Genomic DNA, 258 nt, shown 5'->3' with positions numbered 1-258 from the left:
GGGTGTAGATGATGCCGCTGAAAGAGTACTTCACGAACTGACAGGAATCAGGAAAATGGTCCTTAAGCAGTTCAAATGTTTTGCAGATCCCAGCCGTGCCAACAATGAGCATGATATAAAATGGATGGGAAAGGAGTATAAGCATCATATAGACAGGATCATCACAGTAGCATATTTATCGCTCTGTAAGATTGATCATAAGATCAACAGCACAAAATATGATACGGTAGACTGGTTTCCGATTGATGAAGTACCGAC

The 258-nt window shown here is 41.1% G+C and carries 1 protein-coding gene; it reads left to right on the top strand.

Features of this window, described 5'->3' with window-relative positions; translation table 11 throughout:
• Nucleotides 1-258, top strand: a 258-nt coding sequence (locus ACR9ZK_RS22505) for an NUDIX hydrolase (RefSeq protein WP_481344149.1), incomplete at both ends; no start/stop codon positions are given.

Source organism: Monashia sp. HAY1-5C, from assembly GCF_056755255.1.
The sequence above is the reverse complement of the archived record's forward strand: the minus strand, read 5'-3'. Positions and strand labels throughout refer to the sequence as shown.